Here is a 24745-nt window from a genome sequence, read left to right as displayed (position 1 = left end):
AAGGCAGTTAGGACATTAGGACAGAAACGGATCTTAGAACCCAGATGGTGAAGTATTTTCCCCCGGTGTTCCCTCCCCCCCTAGCCCTCCGTGCACGGGGGGTTTGGGGGGGCTGTTCCGGTGTTCCCTGCTATAAAACCTCAAAAAATTAAAATCATGGCTTCCGAAAATCAAGTTAAACAATATTTGGCTCACTGGTTTCAGTTAGGCAAAAAAGTATTCATTCGCAACGGCGCAGACTCCCGCCTACCGCTAACGGTGGTTCAAGGAGAAAGGTATAGCCAACAGTTTGAGGAATGCTGGAACGAAATTCTATCCCCCGAGTCTGGAGAATGCTATTTAGAGGGAACCGAGCAAACCATTGAAGACCTACTTTCCTCCCAATGGGAAATCGAATCCTGTGGGCGGTGTTCCCTAATGGTTCCGGTGAAAGTTGCCGGAATGCCCCCCAATTGTTGTCCCTGTTTTGATTTACCCACCTGGCCAAATCTGGAAGTCCCCCTACCCCGTCTTCCCGTGAGTACCCGTCTCCATTTATTGAATATATGCAACCGACTTGCACCCAACCGAGAAACAGAAAATCTGGATTGAGATGTTCTACTATTGGAATCTTGTTAACTGGTACGGGCGGGTTCTTTGAGATCTTTGTTAATCACTTAAATCTTGATGAACCCGCCCCTACAACTGATGACTGATAGGAATGTTGTTACAATAGTTCATATAAATTCAAAACTCAGCCCCGGCTTGACTTAAATTCACCCCATGACTATTACCCAACTCGAACCAAACGGATCATTTTCCCCTGCCACCATTGATGTTTCCTCCAAGTCCATGGACGAACATCATCCCCGGCCAGAGGGAACCATCCACAAGGAATCGGATCAACCTACGGTACGTTACGATCCCGTTGCCATTGCCGACTATTACCGTTCTCGATTGTTCCAAGTCTGGGGACGCCTATTTAGAATTATTTGGAAATTCGGTTCCTTCGCCCTAGGATTATGGTTTGATGGCAAACGGGGAAAAAAAGTTAAAACCGAGAGAAAACGGGCAATTCAACTGCGAACTATATTAACCGAATTCGGCCCAGCCTTTATTAAAGTTGGACAGGCCCTCTCCACCCGGCCCGACGTTATGCCTACTTTATATTTAGACGAATTAACCAAATTACAAGATCAACTTCCCCCGTTCTCCAATGAAGTTGCCTATCAATTTATTGAAGAAGAATTAGGCGATCACCCCGATAATATCTATGCAGAATTAAGTGCCGATCCCCTAGCTGCGGCTTCCTTGGGACAGGTTTATAAAGGCAAATTAAAAACCGGAGAAACCGTTGCAGTCAAAGTTCAACGTCCAGGTTTATCCGAAAGTATTGCCCTGGATATTTATATTTTACGAACCCTAGCCCAGTTTGCAAAGAAAAGATTCAAATTTATCCGCAGTGATTTAGTCGCCATCATGGATGAATTTGGGGAAAGAATTTATGAAGAAATGGACTACAACCACGAAGGCAGAAATGCCGAACGATTTAAACAACTTTACGGTAATATTCCCGATATTTATGTGCCTAGAATTTATTGGGGTTATACCGGGCGACGGGTTTTAACCATGGAGTGGATTAACGGAACTAAATTAACCAATTTAGAAGAAGTTACTGCCCGAGGAATTGATGCCCGTTACTTAATTGAAGTGGGGGTACAATGTTCTTTAAGGCAATTATTGGAACATGGGTTTTTCCATGCCGATCCCCATCCAGGTAATTTATTAGCCAGTCCTGAAGGAAAATTAGTCTATCTCGATTTTGGCATGATGAGCGAGGTCAAACCCTATCAAAGATATGGGTTATTAGAGGCTATTGTGCATTTAGTTAATCGGGATTTTGAAGGATTAGCGAAAGATTATGTGAAGTTAGAATTTTTAAAGCCTGAAACCGATTTAACTCCGATTATTCCGGCTTTAGCAGAGGTGTTTAGTAATGCTTTGGGGGCAAGTGTTGCCGAACTAAATTTTAAGAGTATTACGGATCAACTCTCGGAATTAATGTATGAGTATCCTTTCCAAGTTCCGGCTTATTACGCCTTAATTATTCGGTCTTTAGTCACCTTAGAAGGGATTGCTATTAACGTTGATCCCAATTTTAAAGTATTAAGTAAAGCCTATCCTTATGTAGCAAAAAGACTTTTAACCGATCCTTCCGTTGAGTTAAGAACCTCCTTAAAAGATTTATTGTTTAAAGATGGATCATTTCGATGGAATCGTTTGGAAAATTTACTCAAAAATGCCCAAAATAGCGAGGATTATGATATCAACCAAATGCTGGATCAAACCCTCGACTTTTTATTTTCAGAGCGGGGAGAATTGATTCGAGAACAGTTAGGGAATGAGTTGGTTAAAGGTATTGATACAGCCTCTCGTAATGCGTTGACCACAGCCCAATCTAAAGTAGCGGAATGGATGGGAGTCAAAGTCTCCCCAACTCCCACCACAGCCCCTCAAACCACCCCCAATCAGAATAATTTAGAACAAATTCAAAGAATTGTGGGTATTCTCCAAGATACGAAAGGCTTTGATCCCATGCTATTAGTCCAGCGAGTTCCTGGTTTAATGGTTAAACCAGAAGTACAAAACCTGAGCCAAAAAGTGGCGGGGGAATTAGCTCAACGAGCCGCCGCCAGACTGATTCGGGAGTTATTTCTATCTTCTGATCCTCTAATTTATGAGGATAATCAATTAGGATCTACTGTTGAAAAAAACGGAGATTCTAGTCAAGGAAAATCCTTGCCTAAACAGCCCCTATCTCTACCACCCAGTCGTTAATTGATTATACCTTAATCTTAGAATGAACAAATTCCTCTAATCGCTTGATTCCTTTTTCAATCGTGATTAAATCCGTTGCGTAAGATAAACGAATATGGTTATCATTTCCAAAAGCATGGCCGGGTACGGAGGCTAACTGTTTTTCTTCTAGTAAGTAATTACAGAATTCAACGGAATTTAAACCTGTTTTTTCAATATTAATGTACATATAAAATGCACCATCAGGTTTTAGACAACTAATTCCTGAAATTGCATTTAATAAATTGAACATTACTTCTCGTCGTTTCGCAAAAGCTAGACGCATTTCCTCCACACAATCGAGGGAGTTTTCTAAAGCAGCGATCGCCCCATATTGAGCAAAAGTACAAACATTAGAGGTACTATGACCTTGTATACGAGTTGTGGCTTTAATAATATCCACATCTCCGGCTAAATAACCCAGACGCCAGCCCGTCATGGCAAAAGATTTGGCAAAACCACTACTAATTAAAGTAGATTTATAGCTTTCAGGATGGGCAGCAGCAATACTTAAATGTTGAGCATCATCATAAATAATTTTAGAATAAATTTCATCCGAAACCACTAAAATACCCGCTTCTACAACAACCTCAGCTAAGGCGCGAACTTCCTCTGGGGTATACACCATTCCCGTCGGATTAGAAGGAGAATTCAAAACAAAAAGTTTGGTCTTGGGTGTAATAGTTTGGCGCAATAAATCCGGGGTGATTTTATAACCAGTTTCTGCACCCGTTGGCACAATAACCGGAATCCCTTCCACCAGTTTTACCATTTCAGGATAACTCAACCAATAGGGAGACGGAATAATTACTTCATCTCCTGGATCAATCACCGCCACCATCAAATTATAGAGGGAATGTTTACCCCCATTAGTAACAATAATATTGTCACTTTTATAGTCTAAACCTGTTTCTTTACTTAAGGTTTGGGCAATTAATGATCGTAACAGGGGTTCCCCTGCTGCTGGGCCATAGCGAGTTTTGCCTTCATCCAAGGCTTTTTTAGTCGCAGCAACAATATGTGGAGGGGTATCGAAGTCCGGTTCGCCTACGCTAAAATTTAAGACATCCATCCCCTCAGCTTTCATTGCTTTTGCCTTCGCTGAGATCGCCAGCGTTACAGACGGTGGAACTTTTTCTACTCGCGCTGCTAGCTTCATACTTTAAAAATCTGTAATTTTCTGTTTCAATCCTTAGATTCTAGGAGGGGGGTTGCATCGTGGCAACCCATTTGTTATAGAATGATAACATCATATATCCAAATCAGTGAAAATAGTGCGATCATTTTTGATGATACAGTATTGGATAAAAGGTTCGGGGAAAAAATTGAATTAGTCCGTCGTCAATATAGCGAAACAGAACATCGTGTACTGTCAGGTATTGGGCTGGTTAACTGTGTTTATGTTAATCCAGAACTGGGTTTATTTTGGGTAATTGATTATCGCATATATGATCCAGAATATGATAATAAAACCAAACTAGATCATGTAGCTGATATGTTGAACAATCTGGTGACAGAAAAACAACTCCCCTTCGCAAAAGTCCTTATGGATAGCTGGTATGGGTCACAAAAACTAATGGCAATGATTGAAGAATTAGGAAAAATTTATTATTGCCCATTCAAAAAGAATCGTTTACTAGATGACACAGGAGGAAAAGAAAAATACCAATCAATTGAAAAGTTAAACTGGTCTAATACTGAAGAAAAATCAGGGAAGTTAATCAAAATCAATTGTCAACATTCAACATTGATAGTAACATCAATGCCGTAAGCCATTCGATGTATCGGCAGGAATTTGTGGCAATTTCAATGAATTAGAGGAAAAAATGCAAACCCTTCCTATTAAAATTTCAGATACGACCCTACGAGATGGGGAACAACAGGCTGGATTGTTCTTCCCCTATGAAATGAAACAAGAATTTGCCCATTTAATTGCCCAAACAGGGGTGTCTGAGATCGAAATAATGCCCTGTGTTTGTGATGACGAAACAAAATTAGTCAAAACCTTAGTAGCACAAGGATTAAAGCATCAAATTGTGGCGGCTACCCCGATCAAAAAGGACTTTATAGATATAGCTAAAGACTGTGATCTTAGTCAGATTGTACTTTTTAAAGGGCTTTCTGATCGCTTACTCTTTCTACGCGATCGGGAAATCTCTCAGATGAAAGAGTTTCAAGGAAAGACCATTGATGATCATATTCCTGACCACATTATTAACCGAATCCGTCAAAATGCCATTGATGAAATTGTTAACCATTTACGCTATGCAACTCAGGGAGCAGGATTAAGGGTAAAATTTGCGATCGAGGATGCCTCAAGGGCTGATTTTGACTTTTTGGTTGAGTGCTTGCGTACCTTCAGTCCTTATGTTGAAGACTGTTACCTCTCTGATACCGTTGGGGTTCTCAGTCCCGAAAAAAGTTATATTTGGGTTAACGATCTCTTGCAAAGTACCACAGGGGTCAATCTAGGAGTACACTACCATAATGATTTAGGCTTAGCTTTAGAAAATACCCTCCAATCAGTGATGGCAGGCGCGACCATCGTTTCGGGAACCTTTGGCGGCATTGGTGAGCGTTCAGGAAATGTTGCCATTGAACAGGTATTAAACGGCTTAAAAGTTCGCTTTGGCATTGAAGTCGAAGGCATTAACTATGAAGCGATCGCCCCAGTTCTGGATTATATGGAACAAAAAGGCATTCGTCCCGCCGCTCCTTACTCCCAACAAGCACAACGCCATGAATCTGGCATTCACGTCAATTCGTTGTTAGTAGATCCCAAAAGTTATGCCGTCTTGCCCCACAACACGATTGAAATTCTCTTTGGAAAATGGAGTGGTGCCAGCAATTTCCGTTATCTATTTGAAAAAGAACTCAATCATCCCCAACCCAAGGAACAATATGAGAAAATGCGCTCTGTGATCAAAACCTTAGCTGTAGAACAAGAACGATATTTTACCGCCGAGGAGGTGGTGGAGTTATGGAAAAATGGCATCTTTGAATAAATCATCCTATCGTATCGTTGCCATCCCAGGAGAAGGTATTGGGCCTGAAGTCGTCGAAGCGTCCTTAACCATTCTGCGCCAAGTTGCCCAACTTGAGGGATTTGCCTTAACTATAGACTATGGCTTGCTCGGTGGCATGGCCTTAGAAAAATTAGGTAGTACTTTTCCCCCAGAAACTAGCCAACAGTGTGAAGGGTCTGATGGCATTGTTTTTGGGGCAGTGAGTCAAGGGGGACTTCTAGAACTACGGAGGCACTTCGACTTTTTTATTAATCTGCGACCCATTCGCAGTTGCCCAGGTTTACTGCATACATCCAGTCTGCGACCTGAGAAAGTACAAAATCTCGATATTTTAATCGTTCGAGAATTGGTCAGTGGCATCTATTTTGGCCCAGCAGGTCGGGGTACGGATGAAAAGGGAGCCTACGGCTATCACACCATGTGGTATTACGATCAGGAAATTCGTCGTATTGCAAAGGTAGCCCTCCAAAAAGCCCAGGAACGTCGAGGTTTACTTACCGTTGCCCACAAAGAAAATGCCCTACCTCAGATTCCTTGGACTCGATTGGTACAAGAGGAAGCTACCAATTTTCCTGATGTGGTGGTGTCCCCAATGCTCGTTGATAACTTAGCCATGCAACTGGTTCTCAATCCTCAACAATTTGATGTGATTTTGGCAGGGAATATGTTTGGGGACATTCTCAGTGATATTGGTGGAGCGTTGGTGGGTTCCATTGGATTATTGGGATCGGCCAGTCTCAATAACCAGGGTTTGGGGATGTATGAAGCCATTCATGGAACTGCCCCAGATATTGCTGGCAAGGGTATTGCCAACCCCCTGGGTACTCTAGCGGGTTGTTTTTTGATGCTACAACAATGGGGAGAAATCAAGGCAGCCCAACGGATTCTCAAGGCCCAGGAGCGACTGTTAGGCAAAGGATACCGCACCGCCGATTTGTTCCCTCAAAACCACGAAACTTTGGTCAATACGGCTACCCTCGTTGACCTATTCCTTGAAGAAATTTCCCTTGAACAACCTACTGAATAATGAGTTTAATCCATGACTGATGCTAACAAAATCCTGTACCTGGGAAATGATATTAATACTGACGATATTATTCCCGCTAAAAGAGGGACTAATGATGATCCAGACCACTTAAAACAATATGCTTTAGAACACATCATTGGCGTGGGAGAACTACTACAATATGATGAGATCGAAGCAGGGAATAATTTTGGCTGTGGATCAAGTCGAGAAATTGCCCCCATTGCCCTAAAAGCGGCTGGCATCAAAAAAGTTAAAGCGCGATCGTTCGCCGAAATTTTCTATCGCAATAGTATTAATATTGGACTCTCCTTAGAAATTATTGGGGAGACGGAACAAAACCCTGTGGTAGAAGCGATCGCCACTGCTGGGGGATTAATGGCCTTTAATCAAAAGCGTCGTCAAGGCAAGGTTAAAATTCCGCCTAGTGTCACCCCTGCCCGTCCCATGACCAGGGTGGAAAAGATGTTAGCAAAAGCTTCGGGCAATGATTATGTGAAACCAGGGGAAGGGGTGTTTGCCAAGATTGATCTGGCTTTATCCCATGACGCGGTGGCTAGTTCGGTCGCGAAGGTATTTTATGACAATTATGGAAAAACCGCCCAATTATGGGATCCGCAACGGGTGGTATTAGTCGCTGATCACTTTATCCAAATTAATGACATTCGCCTTGATAACAAAGCCCCGGTTATGTATGAGCAGATGGTCAAATTTGCCCAAGCTCAAGGCTGTCATCTATTTGATCTGGTTTCCCCAGGGGAAGCGGCTGGTATCTGTCATGTTTTGTTGCCAGAAAAAGGATTTATTCGCCCTGGAATGATCATTGCAGGAACGGACTCCCATACCTGTACCTATGGAGCTTTAGGAGCCTTTTCCACAGGGGTAGGAACCACAGACATGGCCAATATTTTTGCAATGGGGGATATGTGGATACGAGTCCCGCCAACCCTGGTGTTTGAGTTATCGGGAACCCTTCCTCCTCAGATTAGTGCCAAGGATATTATCTTGTTTATTCTAGGCAAATTGGGCTGTGGGGGAGCCACCAGTAAAGTTATGGAATTTCGTGGCTCTATCATTGAACAATTGCCCTTAGATGAACGCCTGACCTTGGCTAATATGGCTATTGAATGTGGTGCTATGTGTGGTTTAATTGCGGCGGATGAGGTGACAAACCATTATGTTACCAGTCGCACACCAATTGGGTTTGAAGACGCGTGCGCGAAGCGTGCCTTTGGCATCGCTGACCCCGATGCCGAGTATGAGGCTGTTTATCAATTCGATCTGAGCCATTTGGAACCCCAGGTTGCCCGTCCCCCTAAACCAGATCAGGTAGTTAACATTAGTCAATTAGAAGATGTTCCCATCACCAAAGCTTTTATTGGCTCTTGTACTGGCGGAAAACTCTACGATCTCGCTCAAGCGGCGGCTGTATTAAAAGATCGTCGGGTTGCCCAGGGGGTAGATTTATTCGTAGTGCCAGCTTCAATGGAGGTACGTCAAAAAGCCGAAGAATTGGGCTATCTTGCTATTTTTGAAGAATCTGGGGCGCAACTGCTCAAATCTGGTTGTGGAGCTTGTATTAATTCAGGAAAGGGAGTATTAGACAAGGAAGAAACGGGAGTCTATGCCACCAATCGTAATTTTAAAGGACGTAGTGGCGACCCTACCGCTAAAAATTATTTGGCTTCCCCTAGAACTGTCGCAATTTCAGCTATTAAAGGAAAAATTACTGCCAATCTTGATTAATACTTTTCTGTTGACATCCTCTCCGCCGTAGAACTTGGAAGTGGTCTTTAATTCGAGGGTTGTATGATCGGGGCTTAACGAGAGAAAAGATTATCAAGCTGTTTCAAATTATTGACAGAATGATTACTTTACCTAATCCTTTACAAGAAAGTTTAGATTTTAAAATTCAACAATTTGAGGAGGAAAGAACTATTTCCTGTAATAATTCTTTTTCGTTAACTAAAGTTAGAGTCATTTTTGCTCCTAAATTAATGTGATGGTTTGAAGTTGTTTTTACCCATCCCTTATCGGCTAAATTCTTAGCCATTTTAAGATTTTAGGGTCTTTATCATAGTGATAGGTAAGTCCATCATTTCCCGTAATGGATTTTCCCCGACTGGCTAGGTTTCTAATACTACTGACGGAATAGTTGCTTAATTTCGTCATTTGTGCGTGGGAAAGTCCTTCTTCTGTCAGGATTGTTGTCGTTGGAGATTCAAGGAGGAGTTCCTCGGAAGAATTAATTTGAGGTTTCATTGCGGCTTGCTGATGAGGTGAATTTTCGACTCTAGCTTGGGAATTATCGCCAGGAACACTACTAATTTCTTCAGCTTTTTGTCGCCGATAGTCCTGAACTGTCAGCAGTTGCCAATGGGAATCCTCAGAAAGTTCTAAAACCCATTGATGATAGTTAAAGAGACTTTCCCGATGTCCGACACTAATAAAAGTTGTGTTAGTTTTTTGTAATTGCTGATATAAATTACCCTCATTTTTAAAGTCCAAAGCACTGGTGGCTTCATCTAGGATAGTAAAACTGGGACGGGTAATTAATACCCTAGCAAAAGCCAAACGTTGTTGCTCTCCTAGAGATAAAACGTTTTCCCAAGACTCTTCTGTATCAAAACCATTGATTCGATTTAACAGATTTTGGAGATTGACTTGTTGTAAAACTTCTCTTAATTCTGCCTCACTTTTTTCTTGATTGCGATTGGGATAAAGTAACTGTTCTCGCAAGGTTCCTAATATTATATAGGGACGTTGGGGCAGAAATAATACTTCTTCTAGGGGGGGGCGCACTAATCGGCCTGTTCCTGCATTCCATAAACCAGCGATCGCCCGAAGCAAGGAACTTTTACCCCGACCACTCGGCCCGACAATCAATAGACCTTGCCCAGGCTGAACAGAAAGGGAAAGGTTTTCAACAATTACCTGTTCATAATCGGGAGTTTGCAAAGTCACATTTTCAAAGGCAAAATGGTTTTCTTCGATGGTTTTAATCGTGCTTACATTTTCGGGTTGTTTAACGACTTCTTCTAGGGCTTGAGAAAATTCCGATAGACGTTCAACATAACTGCTAAATCGTCCCGAAGTCCCAAATTCACTGATTAATTCCCCTAGCGCACTAGCAAACAAATTAGCCGCTAAACAGGCTTGCCCGACCTGTCCGAAACTAATGCCATCACTATTCATATACAAAGGCCCTAGAATGACAAAGGTAAATACTTGGATCGCTGCCTGATAGCCCCGATTAAATATTTCTGTGCCTCTCTCCCAATCAATTTTATGTTTAGCACTGTTCAAAAGATTATTAAATCTACGCTGAATAATATTTAATTCTTGGGTTTCTCCATCAAAGAAAGCGATTGATTCCGCATGAGTCCGAACATGAGTTAGAGCATAATTGTAATTAGCTTTAAGTTCTAATTCTTCTTGGGTAATTTTATTTAAGGCTTGGTTTAGATAGATAGCAATGGCGTTACCGATGACTGTCCAAACGACTAAAAGAATGGCAACAAAAGGAGAAATGAACCAGAGAATTACTAAAAAAGTGATCATCTCTAGGACATTTTCTAGGCAAACCGTAAAAAAACTGAGGGCGTTACTGGTAATTGGCTCAATTTCCTGGGATAGGCGTTGATCTGGGTTATCTAAATCGGATTTAAAATTAATTTTGTAATAAGCGCGATCGCTGAAATATTTTGCTAGAATCCAGCTATTGAGCCATTCATACCAATCCAGAGCGATTCTTTTTCTGAGAAATTTAAGCAATCCAACCAAAAGTGTAACAAAGAGCAGTCCAACCGCGAAAACCACCAAAGTTTTGACAAATTTATCAAAATCATCCTTGGCAATGATGACATCAACTAAATAATTACTCACAAAACTATTCAAGGCATTTAAACCCACAACGGTTAGAATTATCCCGATTAATAAAATCAGCATTGCCCAAGATTTAATCACATCGGAAAAAGCTCTTCCCCCCGTTATAGTCGGATACCAATAGGGGGCTGCGATCGCCTTTACACTTGCCCAAAATTTGGTGACATTGGAGATAGGATTAGTTGTCGCTTGATCTTGAGAGACTTGGGGTGACATATTTTCAGCAATAAGGACAATTTTAGGTTGAATGCTCTTGAATTGGGCTAAACAGGCAAGATTGAAAAGATTTTAATCTAGTTCGAGTTTGACAACTTCTTGGCTCCCAGTTATCTTACTACGGGCGCATTATTCTGACAATCAATACCTAGTCCAGTTTTATCGAAAATTTGGGTTTCAAACCCGATCCTTAACTAGGGCCGCTTTTTAAAGATTGACAAAAAAAAGTTTTTGGGAATAGAATCAGCTAGAATGATCGGTTGACGCTGCCGACAGACTAGCCCATGCCAACGATGCCAGACCTTGCTAATCAGAAAATCGCTATCACAGCCACATTTACCAGTGAACCAGTGGAAGATTCTCTCTCCTATTGGCTCAAGGCAATGGGATTTCCTGATTCAATAGAATTCGCTCAGTACAATCAAATCTTTCAAGAATTACTCAATCCATCGAGTCTTTTAGCGACGAATCAAAATGGAGTTAATGTCGTTTTAGTGAGGTTTGAAGACTGGCAAGGAACTAAAAACCGTCTCCAACTAACCGTTGATGATTCTCTCAAAACACAATTGTTTGGTCAACGCTTACGTTATAGATTGCCAAATCACATAGAAATCGCCCACCTTAACCAGTACGAAACCGAGTATCTCTATCAAGAAATTTTTGTTGATCGCGTCTATTTAAGACATGGAATCGTCTTAAACGAGGACGACTGTATTATAGATGTCGGAGCGAATATTGGTCTATTCACCTTATTTGCTCAACAAAAATCCCCAAAAGGGACTATTTATGCCTTTGAACCAGCCCCCCATGCCTTTGATAAATTACAGATTAATGCCAAACTCTACTGCCCAAATACCCATCTTTTTAACTGTGGATTAGGGGGTGAACGCCGAGAAGAAACCTTTACTTTTTATCCTCGTTCCTCAGTTTTTTCAAGTTTTGCGGCTGATGCAGAGCAAGATGAAAAGGCGATTCGCTCAGTAATTATTAATATGCTCCAACGGGATCATTCTCTGGATGAGGAGTCATTAGAAAAACTAGCGGATGAATTTATTAAAGACAGATTAAAGGAAGAAACTTATCAAGTTCAACTGCGAACTCTTTCAGAAATTATTGAAGAATACAAGATTAAAAAAATAGATTTACTAAAACTAGATGCTGAAAAAAGTGAATTGGCAATTCTCCAAGGAATTAACAACCATCACTGGTCGTTGATTAAACAAATAGTTATGGAGGTGCATGACCAAGAAGGAAGTACACTTAAACAAGTCCTGCGCTTGCTTGAAGACAAAGGCTTTAGATTTGTTGTTGATGAAGAATCAATGCTTCATGGTTCAGGACTCTTTAACATTTATGCAACTCGTCTCAACCTAAATCACAATCCGCTATCACAAGAATGGGGACAAAATCTAGCCCAAATCGAGCAAACTGTTAAAGATTTTACCAATGCCTTAAAAACAGCGATAACGCGATCGCCAAATCCCTACCTGGTCTGCATTTGTCCCCCCTCTCCCACCGATGAGAAAGCGTTCAATGGGTTACATGAAAAATTACAAGAACAATTAGAAACAGAACTCCAGCAAAACCCTAGCATCTGTCTAATTAAAAGTCAAGAATTACTCAGAACCTATCCTGTGCAGGAGTATTATGATCCCTACGGAGACGAATTAGGACATATTCCCTATAATCTAACCTTTTTCACAGCTTTGGGGACAATATTAGCTAGAAAAATTTTAGCGTTGAAAAGCTCTCCCTACAAAGTGATTGCCCTGGACTGCGATAATACTTTGTGGAATGGAATTTGTGGAGAAGATGGAGTTAAAGGAGTCAAAATTGATGCTCCATTTCGAGCTTTACAAGAATTTATCATCGCCCAGCAAGCAACAGGAAAGTTAATCTGTTTATGTAGTAAGAATCAAGCCGATGATGTCTTTGCTGTCTTTGAACAACATCCCGATATGTTGCTTCAGCGAAATCATTTAGTCAATTGGCGTATTAACTGGCAAGAAAAATCTCAAAATTTGCAGTCTTTAGCCGAGGAATTGCAACTAGGGTTAGATAGTTTTATCTTTATTGATGATAACCCAATAGAGTGTGCTAAAGTTAGGGCTAACTGTCCCGAAGTTTTGACATTACAACTTCCTCAAGAGAGCGAAAAAATCCCCCAATTTTTAGATCATATTTGGGCTTTTGATCAACTTCAAACCACTCAAGAAGACCAACAAAGAACGAATCTTTATCAACAAAATATTCAGCGTCAGCGTTTGCAAGAAAATTCCCTTTCTTTTGAAGATTTTCTTGCCCAACTTAACTTAGAAATAGAGATTTCCCCCGTACAAAAGGAGGAATTGACGCGAGTTGCTCAACTCACTCAACGGACTAACCAATTTAACTTAACAACTATCCGACGCTCAGAATCCCAAATTAAACAACTTTGTAATTCAGGGGAATTGGACTGTCGGGGGGTTAAGGTAAAAGATCGCTTTGGGGACTATGGTTTAGTGGGTTTACTATTATTTACTGCCCAGGAAGATTCCCTAATTGTAGATACTTTTTTACTCAGTTGTCGGGTATTGGGTCGCGGTGTAGAACATCAAATGTTGGCTTATTTGGGAACGGTTGCCCAAGAAAAAAGATTAGCAAAAGTCGAGCTTTTTTATAAATCTACCCCGAAAAATAAACCGATCTGTGATTTTTTAACGGGTATTGAGAAAGGACTCCTGCAAGAAAAAAAAGATGGTGTTTTATTTGAGTTTTCTGCTCAAATTGCCTCTGAAACTATTTTTAGTCCCCGATCTAATGTAGATAGTTTAAACCAGAAGACGAAGATAAATTTAGAAGAAACAACTGCTAAATCAGATAGTTTAAGCTATCGAATCTTGAATTATCAATTCTTTGAAAATATTGCCCAAAATTTATACAATCCTGAACTCATTCTCCAAGAGATTGCTGGCCAACAACAGCGTCAACGTCAGTTAGATGGAGAGTTTGTGGCTCCTCGTACTCCTCTAGAAAAAGCAATCGCGTCTCTATTTATAGAAGTTCTTAAACTTGACCGAGTGGGGATAGATGATGACTTTTTTGAACTGGGAGGGGATTCAATTCGAGGCGCAATTCTGATTAATAAACTGCAAGCACAATTGAGCGAAATTATTCACTTTGTTATTTTATTCGACCAGAAAACTGTTAGGAGATTAGCCGCTTACCTAGAAGAACATTATCCAAAAGCCATTGCTAAAATACTGGGTAAAGCAATAACAGAAATTAACGATTTATCCCAAGAGCGAATTGATGAAGCTAAAGTGTTACAAATGCGCTCTTTAATTCCTGCTCTTACCAGCACAGTAGATGATGAAAGGGATGACAATAGCAAAAATCCACCAGCCATCTTTATCCTTTCTCCCTATCGTAGTGGTTCCACCTTACTCCGCGTCATCTTAGGAGGAAATCCACAGCTTTTTGCGCCTCCAGAATTAGAACTATTAGGGTTTAATACCCTTGGGGAACGAAAAGCTCAATTTTCTGGGCGTTACAACTTCTGGATGGAAGGAACGATTCGCACCATCATGGAAATTAAGGGGTGTAATGCGGAAGAAGCGATCGCCATTATGGAGGAATTAGAAGACAAAAATCTCACCAGCAAACAATTTTACCGTCTTCTACAGGAATGGTTGGGAGATAAAATCTTGATAGACAAAACCCCATCCTATTCCCTAGATTTAGAAACCCTCAAACGAGCAGAAAGAAATTTCCATAACCCGCTTTACATTCATCTAGTGCGTCATCCCTTAGCAACGATGCGCTCCTATGAAGAAGCTAGAGTAGAGCAAACTTTTCCCTATGAACATCCCTTCAAACGGCGAGAACTTGCGGAACTTGTTTGGCTAATTAGCCATCAAAATATTCTTGAATTTTTACAACAAGTTTCTCCACAACGTCAGTATCAAGTTAAATTTGAAGATATAGTTAAGCAGCCACAAAAGACAATAGAGAATTTATGCCAGTTTTTAGGAGTAGAATTTAATCCTGATATGCTGCAACCCTACAAAGAGAAAAAGCAGCGCATGACTGATGGCATTTATGCCGAATCTAGAATGATAGGAGATGTAAAATTTCACCAACATCAAAGCATTAATCCTGATACAGTTGATCAATGGAAAGATTACTACAATAGTGACTTTTTAGGCAATGTAACTTGGCAATTAGCAGAGTCTTTTAAATACCCGAACAATAACCATAATATTCCTCAAATTAGTCGAGAAAATCCAACTGAATCTCAGACTTTTCCCGTTTCTTTTGCTCAACAGCGACTATGGATTTTAGCCCAATTAGAACCAGATAGCCCTTTTTACAATATGTTTAAAGCGGTTCATCTTCAAGGGCGTATCAACCTAGAAATTTTAGAACGTAGCCTCAACGAAATTATTGATCGCCACGAAATTCTACGCACTAATTTTCAGGAAGTAGAAGCAACACCAGTACAGGTAATTGCTCCCCACGCCACGCTGAAAATCTCGGTTATAGACTTACAAGGATTATCAGAACAAGAACAGTCAGAACAATTGCAACTATTCGCAACTGAAGATCAATTACAACCTTTTGACCTGACGACGGGAATATTGTTAAGAGTCACCTTCGTGCAACTTAAATCAGAATCATCAGCTTTATTATTGACTATGCACCACATTATTAGTGATGGCTGGTCAATGGGAGTATTGATCAAAGAATTGTCCAGTTTATATCAAGGATTTTTGCTTGGTCATGCTTCTGTCCTCCCCAAATTACCCATTCAATATGCCGATTTTACGCTTTGGCAACGGCAATGGTTACAAGGAGAAAACCAAGGTTTTATAACTATTCAAAACCAAATTAATTACTGGAAACAACAGTTAGCAGCCGCCCCTCCTTTGCTAGAATTACCGACGGATAGACCCCGTCCTTCTGTACAAACCTTTCGAGGGGGTTGTCTTTCTTTCCAGATAGATGAAAGACTAACAGCCTCCCTAAAAGAACTCAGCCACAAATCAGCAACGACTTTATTTATGACCTTGATGGCGGCTTATGTTACTCTATTATTCCGCCACAGTGATCAGAATGATATCCTGATAGGAACACCGATCGCCAGTCGTAACTATCAAGAATTAGAAGGGCTAATTGGCTTTTTTGTTAATACCCTAGTGATGCGAACTCGCTTAGAAGGTAATCCCAGTTTTGAAGAATTATTGAAACAAGTGCGTTCCGTTTGCAGGAATGCCTATGCTAACCAAGACGTTCCTTTTGAACAAATTATCGAAACTTTGCAAATAGAGCGCAGTCTTAGTCATAGTCCTCTGTTTCAGGTGATGTTTGTCTTACAAAATGTGGCTATGGAGGAATTAGAAACTCCTGGGTTAAAAATTTCGCCTTTATCTTTAGATAATGTTAACGCCAAGTTTGATTTCGCCTTACAAATGTGGGAAATAAATACAGAAAAAGGAAACTCTCTCCAAGGATTTTGGCAATATAACATAGATTTATTTGATCAAGACAGAATTGCCCGCATGAGTGGTCATTTTCAGACTTTGTTAGAAGCAATTGTTGCTAATCCACAAGAACCAATCGGGACATTATCCTTACTAACAGAAAGGGAGCGTCATCAACTGTTAGTAGAATGGAATGATACTGGTAAAGCATATCCTGATGAAAAGTGCATTCATCAGCTATTTGAGGAACAAGTAGAACGGACTCCTAATCATGTGGCAGTGGTATTTGAAAATGAATCCTTAACTTATCGGGAATTAAATAATCGTGCTAATCAATTAGCCCATTATCTGTGTCAAAACTATCAGATTAAACCAGATACTTTAGTGGGAATTTGTGTCGAACGTTCTTTAGAAATGATAATAGGAATATTAGGCATTCTTAAAGCGGGTGGGGCTTATGTCCCTCTTGATCCCGAATATCCACCAGAACGCCTTCAGTTTATCTTAGAAGATTCTGGCATATTATTGTTACTCACTCAAGGTTTTCTTAAAGAAAAATTACTATTAACTAACCTAACAAATCTTAATCAAATATTGTATTTAGATGAACAAAGTTTTTCACTCTTGTTAACAGATAATCCCAGTTCTCAAACTAAAACTGATAGTTTAGCCTATGTGATTTATACTTCTGGTTCAACAGGAAAACCGAAAGGGGTGATGATTGAAAACAGAAGCATTGTTAATCTCGCTTTGGCTTGGAGTGACGTTTTTCAAATTCAAAACAATAGTCGTGTACTCCAGTTTGGTTCCCTAAGTTTCGATTTATCTATTGGTGAAATTGCCACTGCTTTAGCCGCAGGTGCTAGTTTGTATTTAGCCCAAAAAGAAACCCTATTACCTAGTCAAATATTGGTTGATTTCTTAACGGAGAACCAAATTTCTCACGCTTTTTTATCTCCTTCGGCTTTATCTGTTTTACCTCAAGCACCCTTACCTAATTTACAATCTCTAACCGTCGGTGGTGAAGCTTGTACCGCAAAATTAATAACTGAGTGGTCAAAAGGACGAAATTTCTTTAATGCTTACGGGCCAACGGAAACAACTGTTTGTGCGACTGTAGCGAGATTTACTAAGGACGAGGAGAAAGTTTCTATTGGTCGTCCTGTCTCTAATACTCAAATTTATATTTTAGACTCTTACTTACAGCCAGTTCCGATTGGTGTACCAGGAGAATTGCATATTGGGGGGGCAGGGTTAGCCAGAAGCTATCTTAACAGACCAGAATTAACACAAGAAAAATTCATTCCTAACCTATTCGATAAAGCAGAAGGAAGTAAATTATATAAAACGGGAGATTTAGCTCGTTATTTACCTGATGGCAATATTGAATATTTAGGACGCATTGACAATCAAGTAAAAATTCGCGGTTTCCGTATTGAGTTAGGAGAAATAGAAACATTATTAAACCAATATCCTCAGATCAAGGCATCTGTTGTTATTGTTCGTGAAGATATTCCAGGTCGTAAATCTTTAGTCGCTTATATTGTCCCAGCAAATCAAATAATCGCCTTAACTAGCGAATTGCGGCAATACCTAAAAGCCAAGCTACCAGATTATATGATTCCCAATGCTTTTGTTATCTTGGAAGCTTTACCCCTCACACAAAACGGAAAAATAGACCATCGCGCCTTACCTGCCCCTGAATTTAGTAGCGAACTCTCAGATAGATATGTAGCTCCTCGTACTTTCATTGAAGATACACTAGCAACCATTTGGGCGCAAGTTTTGAGAGTCAAGGAAGTTGGCATTGATGATAACTTTTTTGAACTTGGCGGCGATTCCATCCTCAGTATTTCAATTATTGCCAGAGCAAAACAAACTGGACTACAACTAACCGTTAAACAATTATTTGCCCATCAAACCATTGCCGAATTAGCCGCCGTGACGGGGACAAGTAAAGAATTTCAGATAGAACAAGGCTTCGTTACGGGTGAAATGCCCTTAACACCTATTCAACACTGTTTTTTTGAGCAAAACTTATGCCAATCACATCACTTTAATCAGTCCTATCTATTATCAGTGCCATCTAATTTCCAGTCGGAATACTTGGAACCAATATGGCAGGAATTGTTTAAACATCATGATGCACTGCGTTTAAGATTTACTCAATCTGGCGACAATTGGCAAGCAATTTACTCTGCTTCAATCGATCGCATCTCTGTTAATTTTATAGACTTATCAGCCCTCTCAGATAATGAGCAACAAACTGCGATCGCAACTAAGGTGGAATCTTTACAGGGCAGTTTAAATCTATCAAAAAATCTGGTACAAATTGCCTTTTTCGACTTGGGAGTAAACAAAAGAGCGCGATTATTAATTATCATCCATCATTTAGTGGTGGACGGTGTTTCCTGGCGAATTTTGTTAGAAGATTTGCAAACAGCTTACCAGCAATTAAGTCAAGGACAAAAAATAAAACTTCCCCCTAAAACCACTTCTTTCAAAGATTGGGCGCAACATCTGATAGAATATGCCCAGTCAGATCTCTTAAAGGCTGAATTAGCTTACTGGTTGAGAGCATCTCATACCTTAATTTCCCCTATTCCGATAGATTATTCAGGAGGAACTAACACAGTAAAATCTATCAGTACAGTATCAGTCTCATTAAATGAAACCCAAACTCAATTACTCCTTCAAGATGTTCCCAAAGCTTATCAAACTCAGATTAATGATGTCTTACTAACCGCTTTAGTGCTGGTTTTGAGCAAATGGACAAACACTGACTCCGTGCTTTTCAACTTAGAAGGTCATGGGCGAGAAGAGATTATTGAGGATGTAGATTTATCCCGCACCGTCGGTTGGTTTACCACAATGTTTCCAGTCATATTAAAAATCGAAACAATAGACCAAGAAAATCTCGGAAATGCGTTAAAATCTGTCAAGGAACAATTACGCGCAATTCCCCACAAAGGGATTGGCTACGGTTTGTTACGTTACCTACGTCGGGATCAAGAAATTGTGACCCAACTTGCAGCACTTTCCCAAGCAGAAATTAGCTTTAATTATCTGGGGCAATTCAGTCAAGTACTCAACCAAAACTCCCTGATACAACTCGCTAGTGAATCTAGTGGACTAGACCACAGTTTGGAAGGTCAACGTCCTCATCTCTTGAATATTAACGCGATCGTTATCAACGAACAATTGCAAATAGATTGGAAATACAGTACCCATGTCCATAAATCCACAACCATTGAGAAAATTGCCCAGGATTTTGTGGAAGTTTTACAAGAATTAATTGTTCATTGTACATCCCCTGACAATGGAGGTTATACTCCTACAGATTTTCCCTTACTAGAATTTAGTCAAACAGAACTCGATAAATTATTAGCAAATCTATGACATCAGCACCTAGCCAAATTAACAAACAAAATATTGAGGATATTTATCCCCTATCTCCCATGCAACAGGGAATGCTATTTCATAGTTTGTATGCTCCAGATTCAGGGATATATTTTCAGCAGATGATTTGCACCTTGAGGGGAAATTTGGAGGTAGCAGCCTTTGAACAAGCTTGGCAAAAAATAGTAGAAAAACATTCTATCTTCCGAACGGCATTTATTTGGGAATCTTTGAACAAACCTGTACAAGTGGTATATAAACAGGTAAAAATTACTGTTGAAAACGATGATTGGCAAGGGTTATCTGAGCAAGAACAGCAAGAGCAATTAAAGGTTTTTTTAGAGAGTGATCAACAGCATAGCCTACAATTATCTCAACCTCCTTTAATGCGCCTGCATCTGATCAAATTAGATAAAAATACCCATCAATTTGTTTTTAGTTCCCATCATTTATTGCTTGATGCTTGGTCACTTCCTTTGGTTTTCAATGACCTGTTAAACTTTTATGAAGCAATTTCTCAACGAGAAACTATTCGATATCAATCTCCTCTAAGCTATCGTCATTATATCGCTTGGCTACAGCAACAAGATCAAGAACTTGCTGAAAAATTCTGGAAACAAAAACTTCAAGGTTTTACCGCAGCAACTCCTTTGACAGTGGAAAAACTGTTACCTAAGACCGAAAATAGCAATATCAACTATGGTGAGCAACAAATTCAGTTAACCCTATCAGCAACAGAAGCACTCCAGTCTTTCGCACGACAAAATCGCTTAACCCTTAATAATTTAGTGCAGGCAACTTGGGGATTATTACTGTCTCGCTATAGCCAAGAAAACGATGTCGTTTTTGGTGTAACTGTCTCAGGTCGTCCGCCATCATTGGTTGGAGTTGAATCAATGGTGGGGCTATTTATCAACACATTGCCCATGCGAGTTCAAGTTTCAGCAGAAACTCAAGTGCTGGATTTATTAAAGGATTTACAAGCGCAGCAAATTGAGTGGGAACAATACTCTTATAGTTCATTGGCAGACATTCAGGGATGGAGTGATATTCCTCGCGGCACATCTTTATTTGAGAGTATTCTAGTCTTTGAAAGTAATACTTTGAAGACTGGACTTAAATCAAACCATGAGAGTTTGGAGCTAGATAATTTTCGGGGGGTTGAACGAACTAATTATCCCCTAACAGTTGTCGCTGTTCCTCGTCAACAAATGCTGGTGAGAATTAGCTATGATACTAACCGATTTGATGATGGCACAATTACTCGTCTATTGGGGCATTTTCAAACATTACTAGAGGGGATTATCTCCAATCCAGAAGCGCGAGTTTCCCAATTATCTCTGCTGACAAAATTTGAAAAACAACAGTTATTAGGTGATTGGAATAATATTCACGAAAATTATCTCCAGGATAAATGTATCCATCAGCTATTTGAGGAACAGGTTGAACGGACTCCTCATAATGTCGCGGTGGTATTTGAAAATAATTCTTTAACTTACCAGCAATTAAATACCCGTGCCAATCAATTAGCTCATTATCTACAAGAATTAGGCGTAAAACCTGATACTTTAGTGGGAATTTGTGTTGAACGTTCCTTAGAGATGATCGTGGGAATATTAGGCATTCTTAAAGCGGGTGGGGCTTATGTCCCTCTTGATCCTGAATATCCCCAGGAACGTCTAAACTTTATGTTAGAAGACTCTCAGGTGAAAGTATTAGTAACTCAAGCAAAATTAGTCGAGTCTATTCCTCAACATCAAGCACAACTTATCTGTTTAGATACGGACTGGGAAAAAATCGCTCAAAATATCACGTCAAACCCTGAAAGCGGAGTAAAACCCGATAATTTAACCTATATTATCTATACATCGGGTTCTACGGGTAAACCGAAAGGGGTTTTAGTCAATCACGCTAATGTCGTGCGACTGTTTGCGGCAACAGACTCCTGGTATCATTTTAATTACCAAGATGTCTGGACTCTATTCCATTCTTACGCTTTTGACTTTTCCGTGTGGGAAATGTGGGGGGCTTTACTCTATGGTGGACGACTGGTAATAGTCCCTTATTTAGTGACTCGTTCCCCCGAATCATTTTATGAGTTATTGTGCCAAGAAAAAGTAACGATTCTCAATCAAACCCCTACCGCTTTCCGCCAGTTAATTCAAGCTGAAGAATCCGTAAAAGGGGACATTTCCCCCTTATTAAGAGAGGTTGGGAAGGATTCAGTCACAGAGACCGATTTAAGTTTACGTTTGGTAATTTTTGGCGGAGAATCTTTAGAAATCAACAGTTTACAGCCTTGGTTTGACCGACACGGCGACCAACTTCCCCAATTAGTTAATATGTACGGAATTACGGAAACGACCGTCCATGTCACCTATCGCCTCTTAAGTATGGCTGATATTAATAGTACAGCCAGTGTCATTGGTCGTCCTCTTCCCGATTTACAGGTGTACTTACTCGATCAATATTTACAACCCGTACCCGTTGGGGTGCCTGGGGAAATGTATGTGGGCGGTGCAGGAGTGGCAAAAGGTTATCTCAATCGTCCTGAATTAACAACAGAAAGGTTTATTTCTAGTCCCTTTGAACATTCCAACAAATTGTATAAAACGGGAGATTTAGCTCGTTATTGGCCTAATGGAGAGTTAGAATATTTAGGGCGCATTGATAATCAAGTTAAGATTCGGGGATTCCGTATTGAATTAGGGGAAATTGAGGCATTATTGGCATCTCATCCCCAGATTTGGGAGACGGTGGTGCTAGTTTGGGATGATACGGCGGGGGATAAGCGTCTTGTCGCATATATCGTACCCCAGCCCGAAATAACAATCATAATTGACGAAATCCGCCAATTTCTGAAAGCTAAATTACCTGATTACATGGTTCCTAATGCTTTCGTTATCTTAGAAGCCTTACCCCTTACTACTAATGGTAAAATAGACCGTCGTGCTTTACCCCCACCAAATTTAGACATATCAGACAAATATGTTGCCCCTAGTACCCCTATTGAGGAGATATTGGTAAATATTTGGTCAGAAGTTCTAAAAGTAGAGAAAGTGGGCATAAATGATAACTTCTTTGAACTTGGAGGACATTCCTTACTGGCGACTCAATTAGTAGCACAGATTCGCGATCGCCTGAAAATTGAGCTTCCCCTACGTCAGTTATTCAACACAGCAACCCTAGCTGAATTAGCCCAAGGAATTGAACAGTTAAAACAGGAAAAATTACCCATCATTCCCGCTATTTTACCAAGAAAAAGAAAATGAATTTTGAAGAATTGCCCCTATCCTATGCTCAACAGCGTTTATGGTTCTTAGATCAATTAGAACCCAACAGTTCTTTTTATAATGTTCCCTTTGCCTTGCATTTAGAGGGAACACTCAAAATAGATGTCCTAGAAAAGAGTTTACAAGAAATTATTCAGCGTCACGAATCCCTCCGCACCAATTTCCTTACCCTTGACGGAAATCCTGTGCAGATAATCAAACCAGAAAGCAATTGGAAATTAACCATTATTAATGATAAGGAAAGCAAAAACTATCGAGAAGAGAATGCCCTCAAACAATGGCTAGAAATTCACAGCCATCAACCCTTTGATTTAGCGAATGAATCCCTCATTCGGGCTACCCTACTTGAGTTATCAGACACAGAAAATTTGTTGCTGATTTGTATGCACCATGTTGTCTCTGATGGTTGGTCAATGGGGGTATTTATTCAGGAATTGACAACTCTTTATAATGCCTATACTAAAGGTTTAAATCCTCTTTTAAAAGAGTTACCGATCCAGTATGCCGACTTTGCCCTCTGGCAGAGGGAGTATTTACAGGGAGAAATCCTGCAAAATCAGTTAAATTACTGGCAAAAACAGTTATCTGCCGCACCAGCCTTATTACATCTACCCAGCGATCGCCCCCGCCCCCCAGAACAACGTTTTGAGGGGGATAGAATCAGATGTATCCTTTCCCCAGAACTTAGTCAAGGGTTAAATAAGTTGAGTCGTGAAAAAGGTGTCACCTTATTTATGACCCTCTTGACTGCCTTTAATATCCTACTCAATCGCTACACGGGAGAAACGGATATTTTAGTTGGGACTCCCATTGCTAACCGTACTCGTAGTGAACTGGATGGGTTGATCGGCTTTTTTGTTAATACCTTGGTCTTAAGAACAGATTTAGCAGGAAATCCAAGTTTTAGCGAGACATTAAAACAGGTAAGAGAGACCGCAACCGATGCTTACGACCATCAAGATTTGCCGTTTGAAATGTTAGTGGAAGCCTTACAACCTGAAAGAAATATGAGTTATACTCCTTTATTTCAGGTAATGTTTGGGTTAGATAATGAAGTTCTAAATGAAATAGATTTAGAGGGGATAAAAGCCACCTCTCAGCCTTTGGAATTTAAAAAGGCTAAGTTTGATCTAAGTTTGTTTATACAAGTAAAAGAAGCTGGAATGACTGCACATTGGGAATATAATACTGACCTATTTAATGGTGAGACTATTGAAAGAATGAACGGTCATTTTCTGACTTTACTTGAGGGAATTATTGCTAATCCAGGTGAGCGAATTTCTCAATTACCTTTGTTAACTAAATCTGAACAACAACAGTTATTGATTGACTGGAATAATACTGAGGTAGATTACCCTACTGATAAGTGTATTTATCAGTTATTTGAGGAACAAGTTGAACGAACTCCTAATGCTGTAGCGGTGGTATTTGAAGAGCAAGAATTAACCTATAATGAGTTAAATTGTCGAGCTAATCAGTTAGCGCATTATTTACAATCTTTAGGTGTTAAACCTGATGAATTAGTGGGGATTTGTGTAGAACGTTCTTTAGAGATGATTGTCGGATTATTGGGGATATTAAAAGCGGGTGGGGCTTATGTTCCTC

11 protein-coding genes and 1 pseudogene (1 of these 12 running past the window's edge) are annotated in these 24745 nt (G+C 40.2%); 10 read left to right on the top strand and 2 right to left on the bottom strand.

The genetic code is table 11. The annotated features are described in order from the left end of the window. The first annotated feature begins 156 nt into the window (after positions 1–156). Together NMG88_RS20025 and NMG88_RS20020 are read left to right on the top strand one after the other, a co-directional pair. Positions 157–591 (top strand): hypothetical protein, encoded by a 435-nt coding sequence (locus tag NMG88_RS20025; RefSeq protein ID WP_042157883.1) that lies wholly within the window; start codon positions 157–159, stop codon positions 589–591. 171 nt (positions 592–762) lie between these two features. Continuing rightward, the gene (locus NMG88_RS20020) at positions 763–2817 is read left to right on the top strand and encodes an ABC1 kinase family protein (protein WP_227381180.1); all 2055 of its coding nucleotides are present in this window, start codon (positions 763–765) and stop codon (positions 2815–2817) included. 4 nt (positions 2818–2821) lie between these two features. Here the strand turns inward: NMG88_RS20020 and NMG88_RS20015 are convergent, their stop codons facing one another. Then, positions 2822–3994 (bottom strand): pyridoxal phosphate-dependent aminotransferase, encoded by a 1173-nt coding sequence (locus NMG88_RS20015; RefSeq protein WP_042156283.1) that lies wholly within the window; start codon positions 3992–3994, stop codon positions 2822–2824. Between the two features lie 69 nt (positions 3995–4063). Between NMG88_RS20015 and NMG88_RS20010 the strand changes: the two are divergent. From NMG88_RS20010 to NMG88_RS19985, 5 genes and pseudogenes are all read left to right on the top strand, one after another. After that, positions 4064–4564: pseudogene (locus NMG88_RS20010) on the top strand (transposase); the annotation flags it as partial. A 97-nt stretch (positions 4565–4661) separates the two neighbouring features. Next, a complete protein-coding gene (locus NMG88_RS20005) occupies positions 4662–5840 on the top strand; it encodes a 2-isopropylmalate synthase (protein WP_235752195.1) in 1179 nt (392 codons plus the stop codon). Beyond that, positions 5824–6888 (top strand): isocitrate/isopropylmalate dehydrogenase family protein, encoded by a 1065-nt coding sequence (locus NMG88_RS20000; protein ID WP_254035737.1) that lies wholly within the window; start codon positions 5824–5826, stop codon positions 6886–6888. Before NMG88_RS20005 ends, NMG88_RS20000 begins: the two co-directional genes overlap by 17 nt. 12 nt (positions 6889–6900) lie before the next feature. Beyond that, positions 6901–8631, top strand: coding sequence for an aconitase/3-isopropylmalate dehydratase large subunit family protein (locus NMG88_RS19990; RefSeq protein WP_278047057.1), 1731 nt, complete (start codon positions 6901–6903; stop codon positions 8629–8631). A gap of 119 nt (positions 8632–8750) precedes the next feature. Next, positions 8751–8888: a hypothetical protein gene (locus NMG88_RS19985; protein ID WP_235752193.1), complete on the top strand. Its 138-nt coding sequence runs from the start codon at positions 8751–8753 to the stop codon at positions 8886–8888. A gap of 34 nt (positions 8889–8922) precedes the next feature. Here the strand turns inward: NMG88_RS19985 and NMG88_RS19980 are convergent, their stop codons facing one another. Next, positions 8923–10986 (bottom strand): ABC transporter ATP-binding protein/permease, encoded by a 2064-nt coding sequence (locus NMG88_RS19980; RefSeq protein ID WP_235752192.1) that lies wholly within the window; start codon positions 10984–10986, stop codon positions 8923–8925. Between the two features lie 284 nt (positions 10987–11270). On the opposite strand from NMG88_RS19980, the gene NMG88_RS19975 reads away from it, so the two are divergent. The 3 genes in view from NMG88_RS19975 to NMG88_RS19965 are tightly spaced (each overlapping or abutting the next) and all read left to right on the top strand, a layout consistent with a single transcriptional unit that may run on beyond the window. Further along, positions 11271–19847 (top strand): non-ribosomal peptide synthetase, encoded by an 8577-nt coding sequence (locus NMG88_RS19975; RefSeq protein ID WP_254035736.1) that lies wholly within the window; start codon positions 11271–11273, stop codon positions 19845–19847. Next, the gene (locus tag NMG88_RS19970) at positions 19844–23119 is read left to right on the top strand and encodes a non-ribosomal peptide synthetase (protein ID WP_254035735.1); all 3276 of its coding nucleotides are present in this window, start codon (positions 19844–19846) and stop codon (positions 23117–23119) included. The genes NMG88_RS19975 and NMG88_RS19970 overlap by 4 nt, the downstream gene beginning before the upstream one ends. Next, positions 23116–24745, top strand: partial view of a non-ribosomal peptide synthetase gene (locus NMG88_RS19965; RefSeq protein ID WP_254035734.1) — the start only. It continues 12500 nt past the right edge of the window; 1630 of the gene's 14130 nt are visible here — the first part of the coding sequence; the start codon lies at positions 23116–23118; its stop codon lies off the right edge, out of view. The genes NMG88_RS19970 and NMG88_RS19965 overlap by 4 nt, the downstream gene beginning before the upstream one ends.

Source organism: Planktothrix agardhii (assembly GCF_904830935.1).
Taxonomy (GTDB): domain Bacteria; phylum Cyanobacteriota; class Cyanobacteriia; order Cyanobacteriales; family Microcoleaceae; genus Planktothrix; species Planktothrix agardhii.
This window is presented reverse-complemented; position numbering and strand designations above follow the sequence as displayed.

Excerpts from the sequence above, each read along its gene's own strand:
- NMG88_RS20015 (WP_042156283.1), bottom strand. The coding sequence starts at position 3,994 with ATGAAGCTAGCAGCGCGAGTAGAAAAAGTTCCACCGTCTGTAACGCTG.
- NMG88_RS20000 (WP_254035737.1), top strand. The coding sequence starts at position 5,824 with ATGGCATCTTTGAATAAATCATCCTATCGTATCGTTGCCATCCCAGGA.
- NMG88_RS19970 (WP_254035735.1), top strand. The coding sequence starts at position 19,844 with ATGACATCAGCACCTAGCCAAATTAACAAACAAAATATTGAGGATATT.
- NMG88_RS19985 (WP_235752193.1), top strand. The coding sequence starts at position 8,751 with ATGATTACTTTACCTAATCCTTTACAAGAAAGTTTAGATTTTAAAATT.
- NMG88_RS20020 (WP_227381180.1), top strand. The coding sequence starts at position 763 with ATGACTATTACCCAACTCGAACCAAACGGATCATTTTCCCCTGCCACC.
- NMG88_RS20025 (WP_042157883.1), top strand. The coding sequence starts at position 157 with ATGGCTTCCGAAAATCAAGTTAAACAATATTTGGCTCACTGGTTTCAG.
- NMG88_RS20005 (WP_235752195.1), top strand. The coding sequence starts at position 4,662 with ATGCAAACCCTTCCTATTAAAATTTCAGATACGACCCTACGAGATGGG.
- NMG88_RS19980 (WP_235752192.1), bottom strand. The coding sequence starts at position 10,986 with ATGTCACCCCAAGTCTCTCAAGATCAAGCGACAACTAATCCTATCTCC.
- NMG88_RS19975 (WP_254035736.1), top strand. The coding sequence starts at position 11,271 with ATGCCAACGATGCCAGACCTTGCTAATCAGAAAATCGCTATCACAGCC.
- NMG88_RS19990 (WP_278047057.1), top strand. The coding sequence starts at position 6,901 with ATGACTGATGCTAACAAAATCCTGTACCTGGGAAATGATATTAATACT.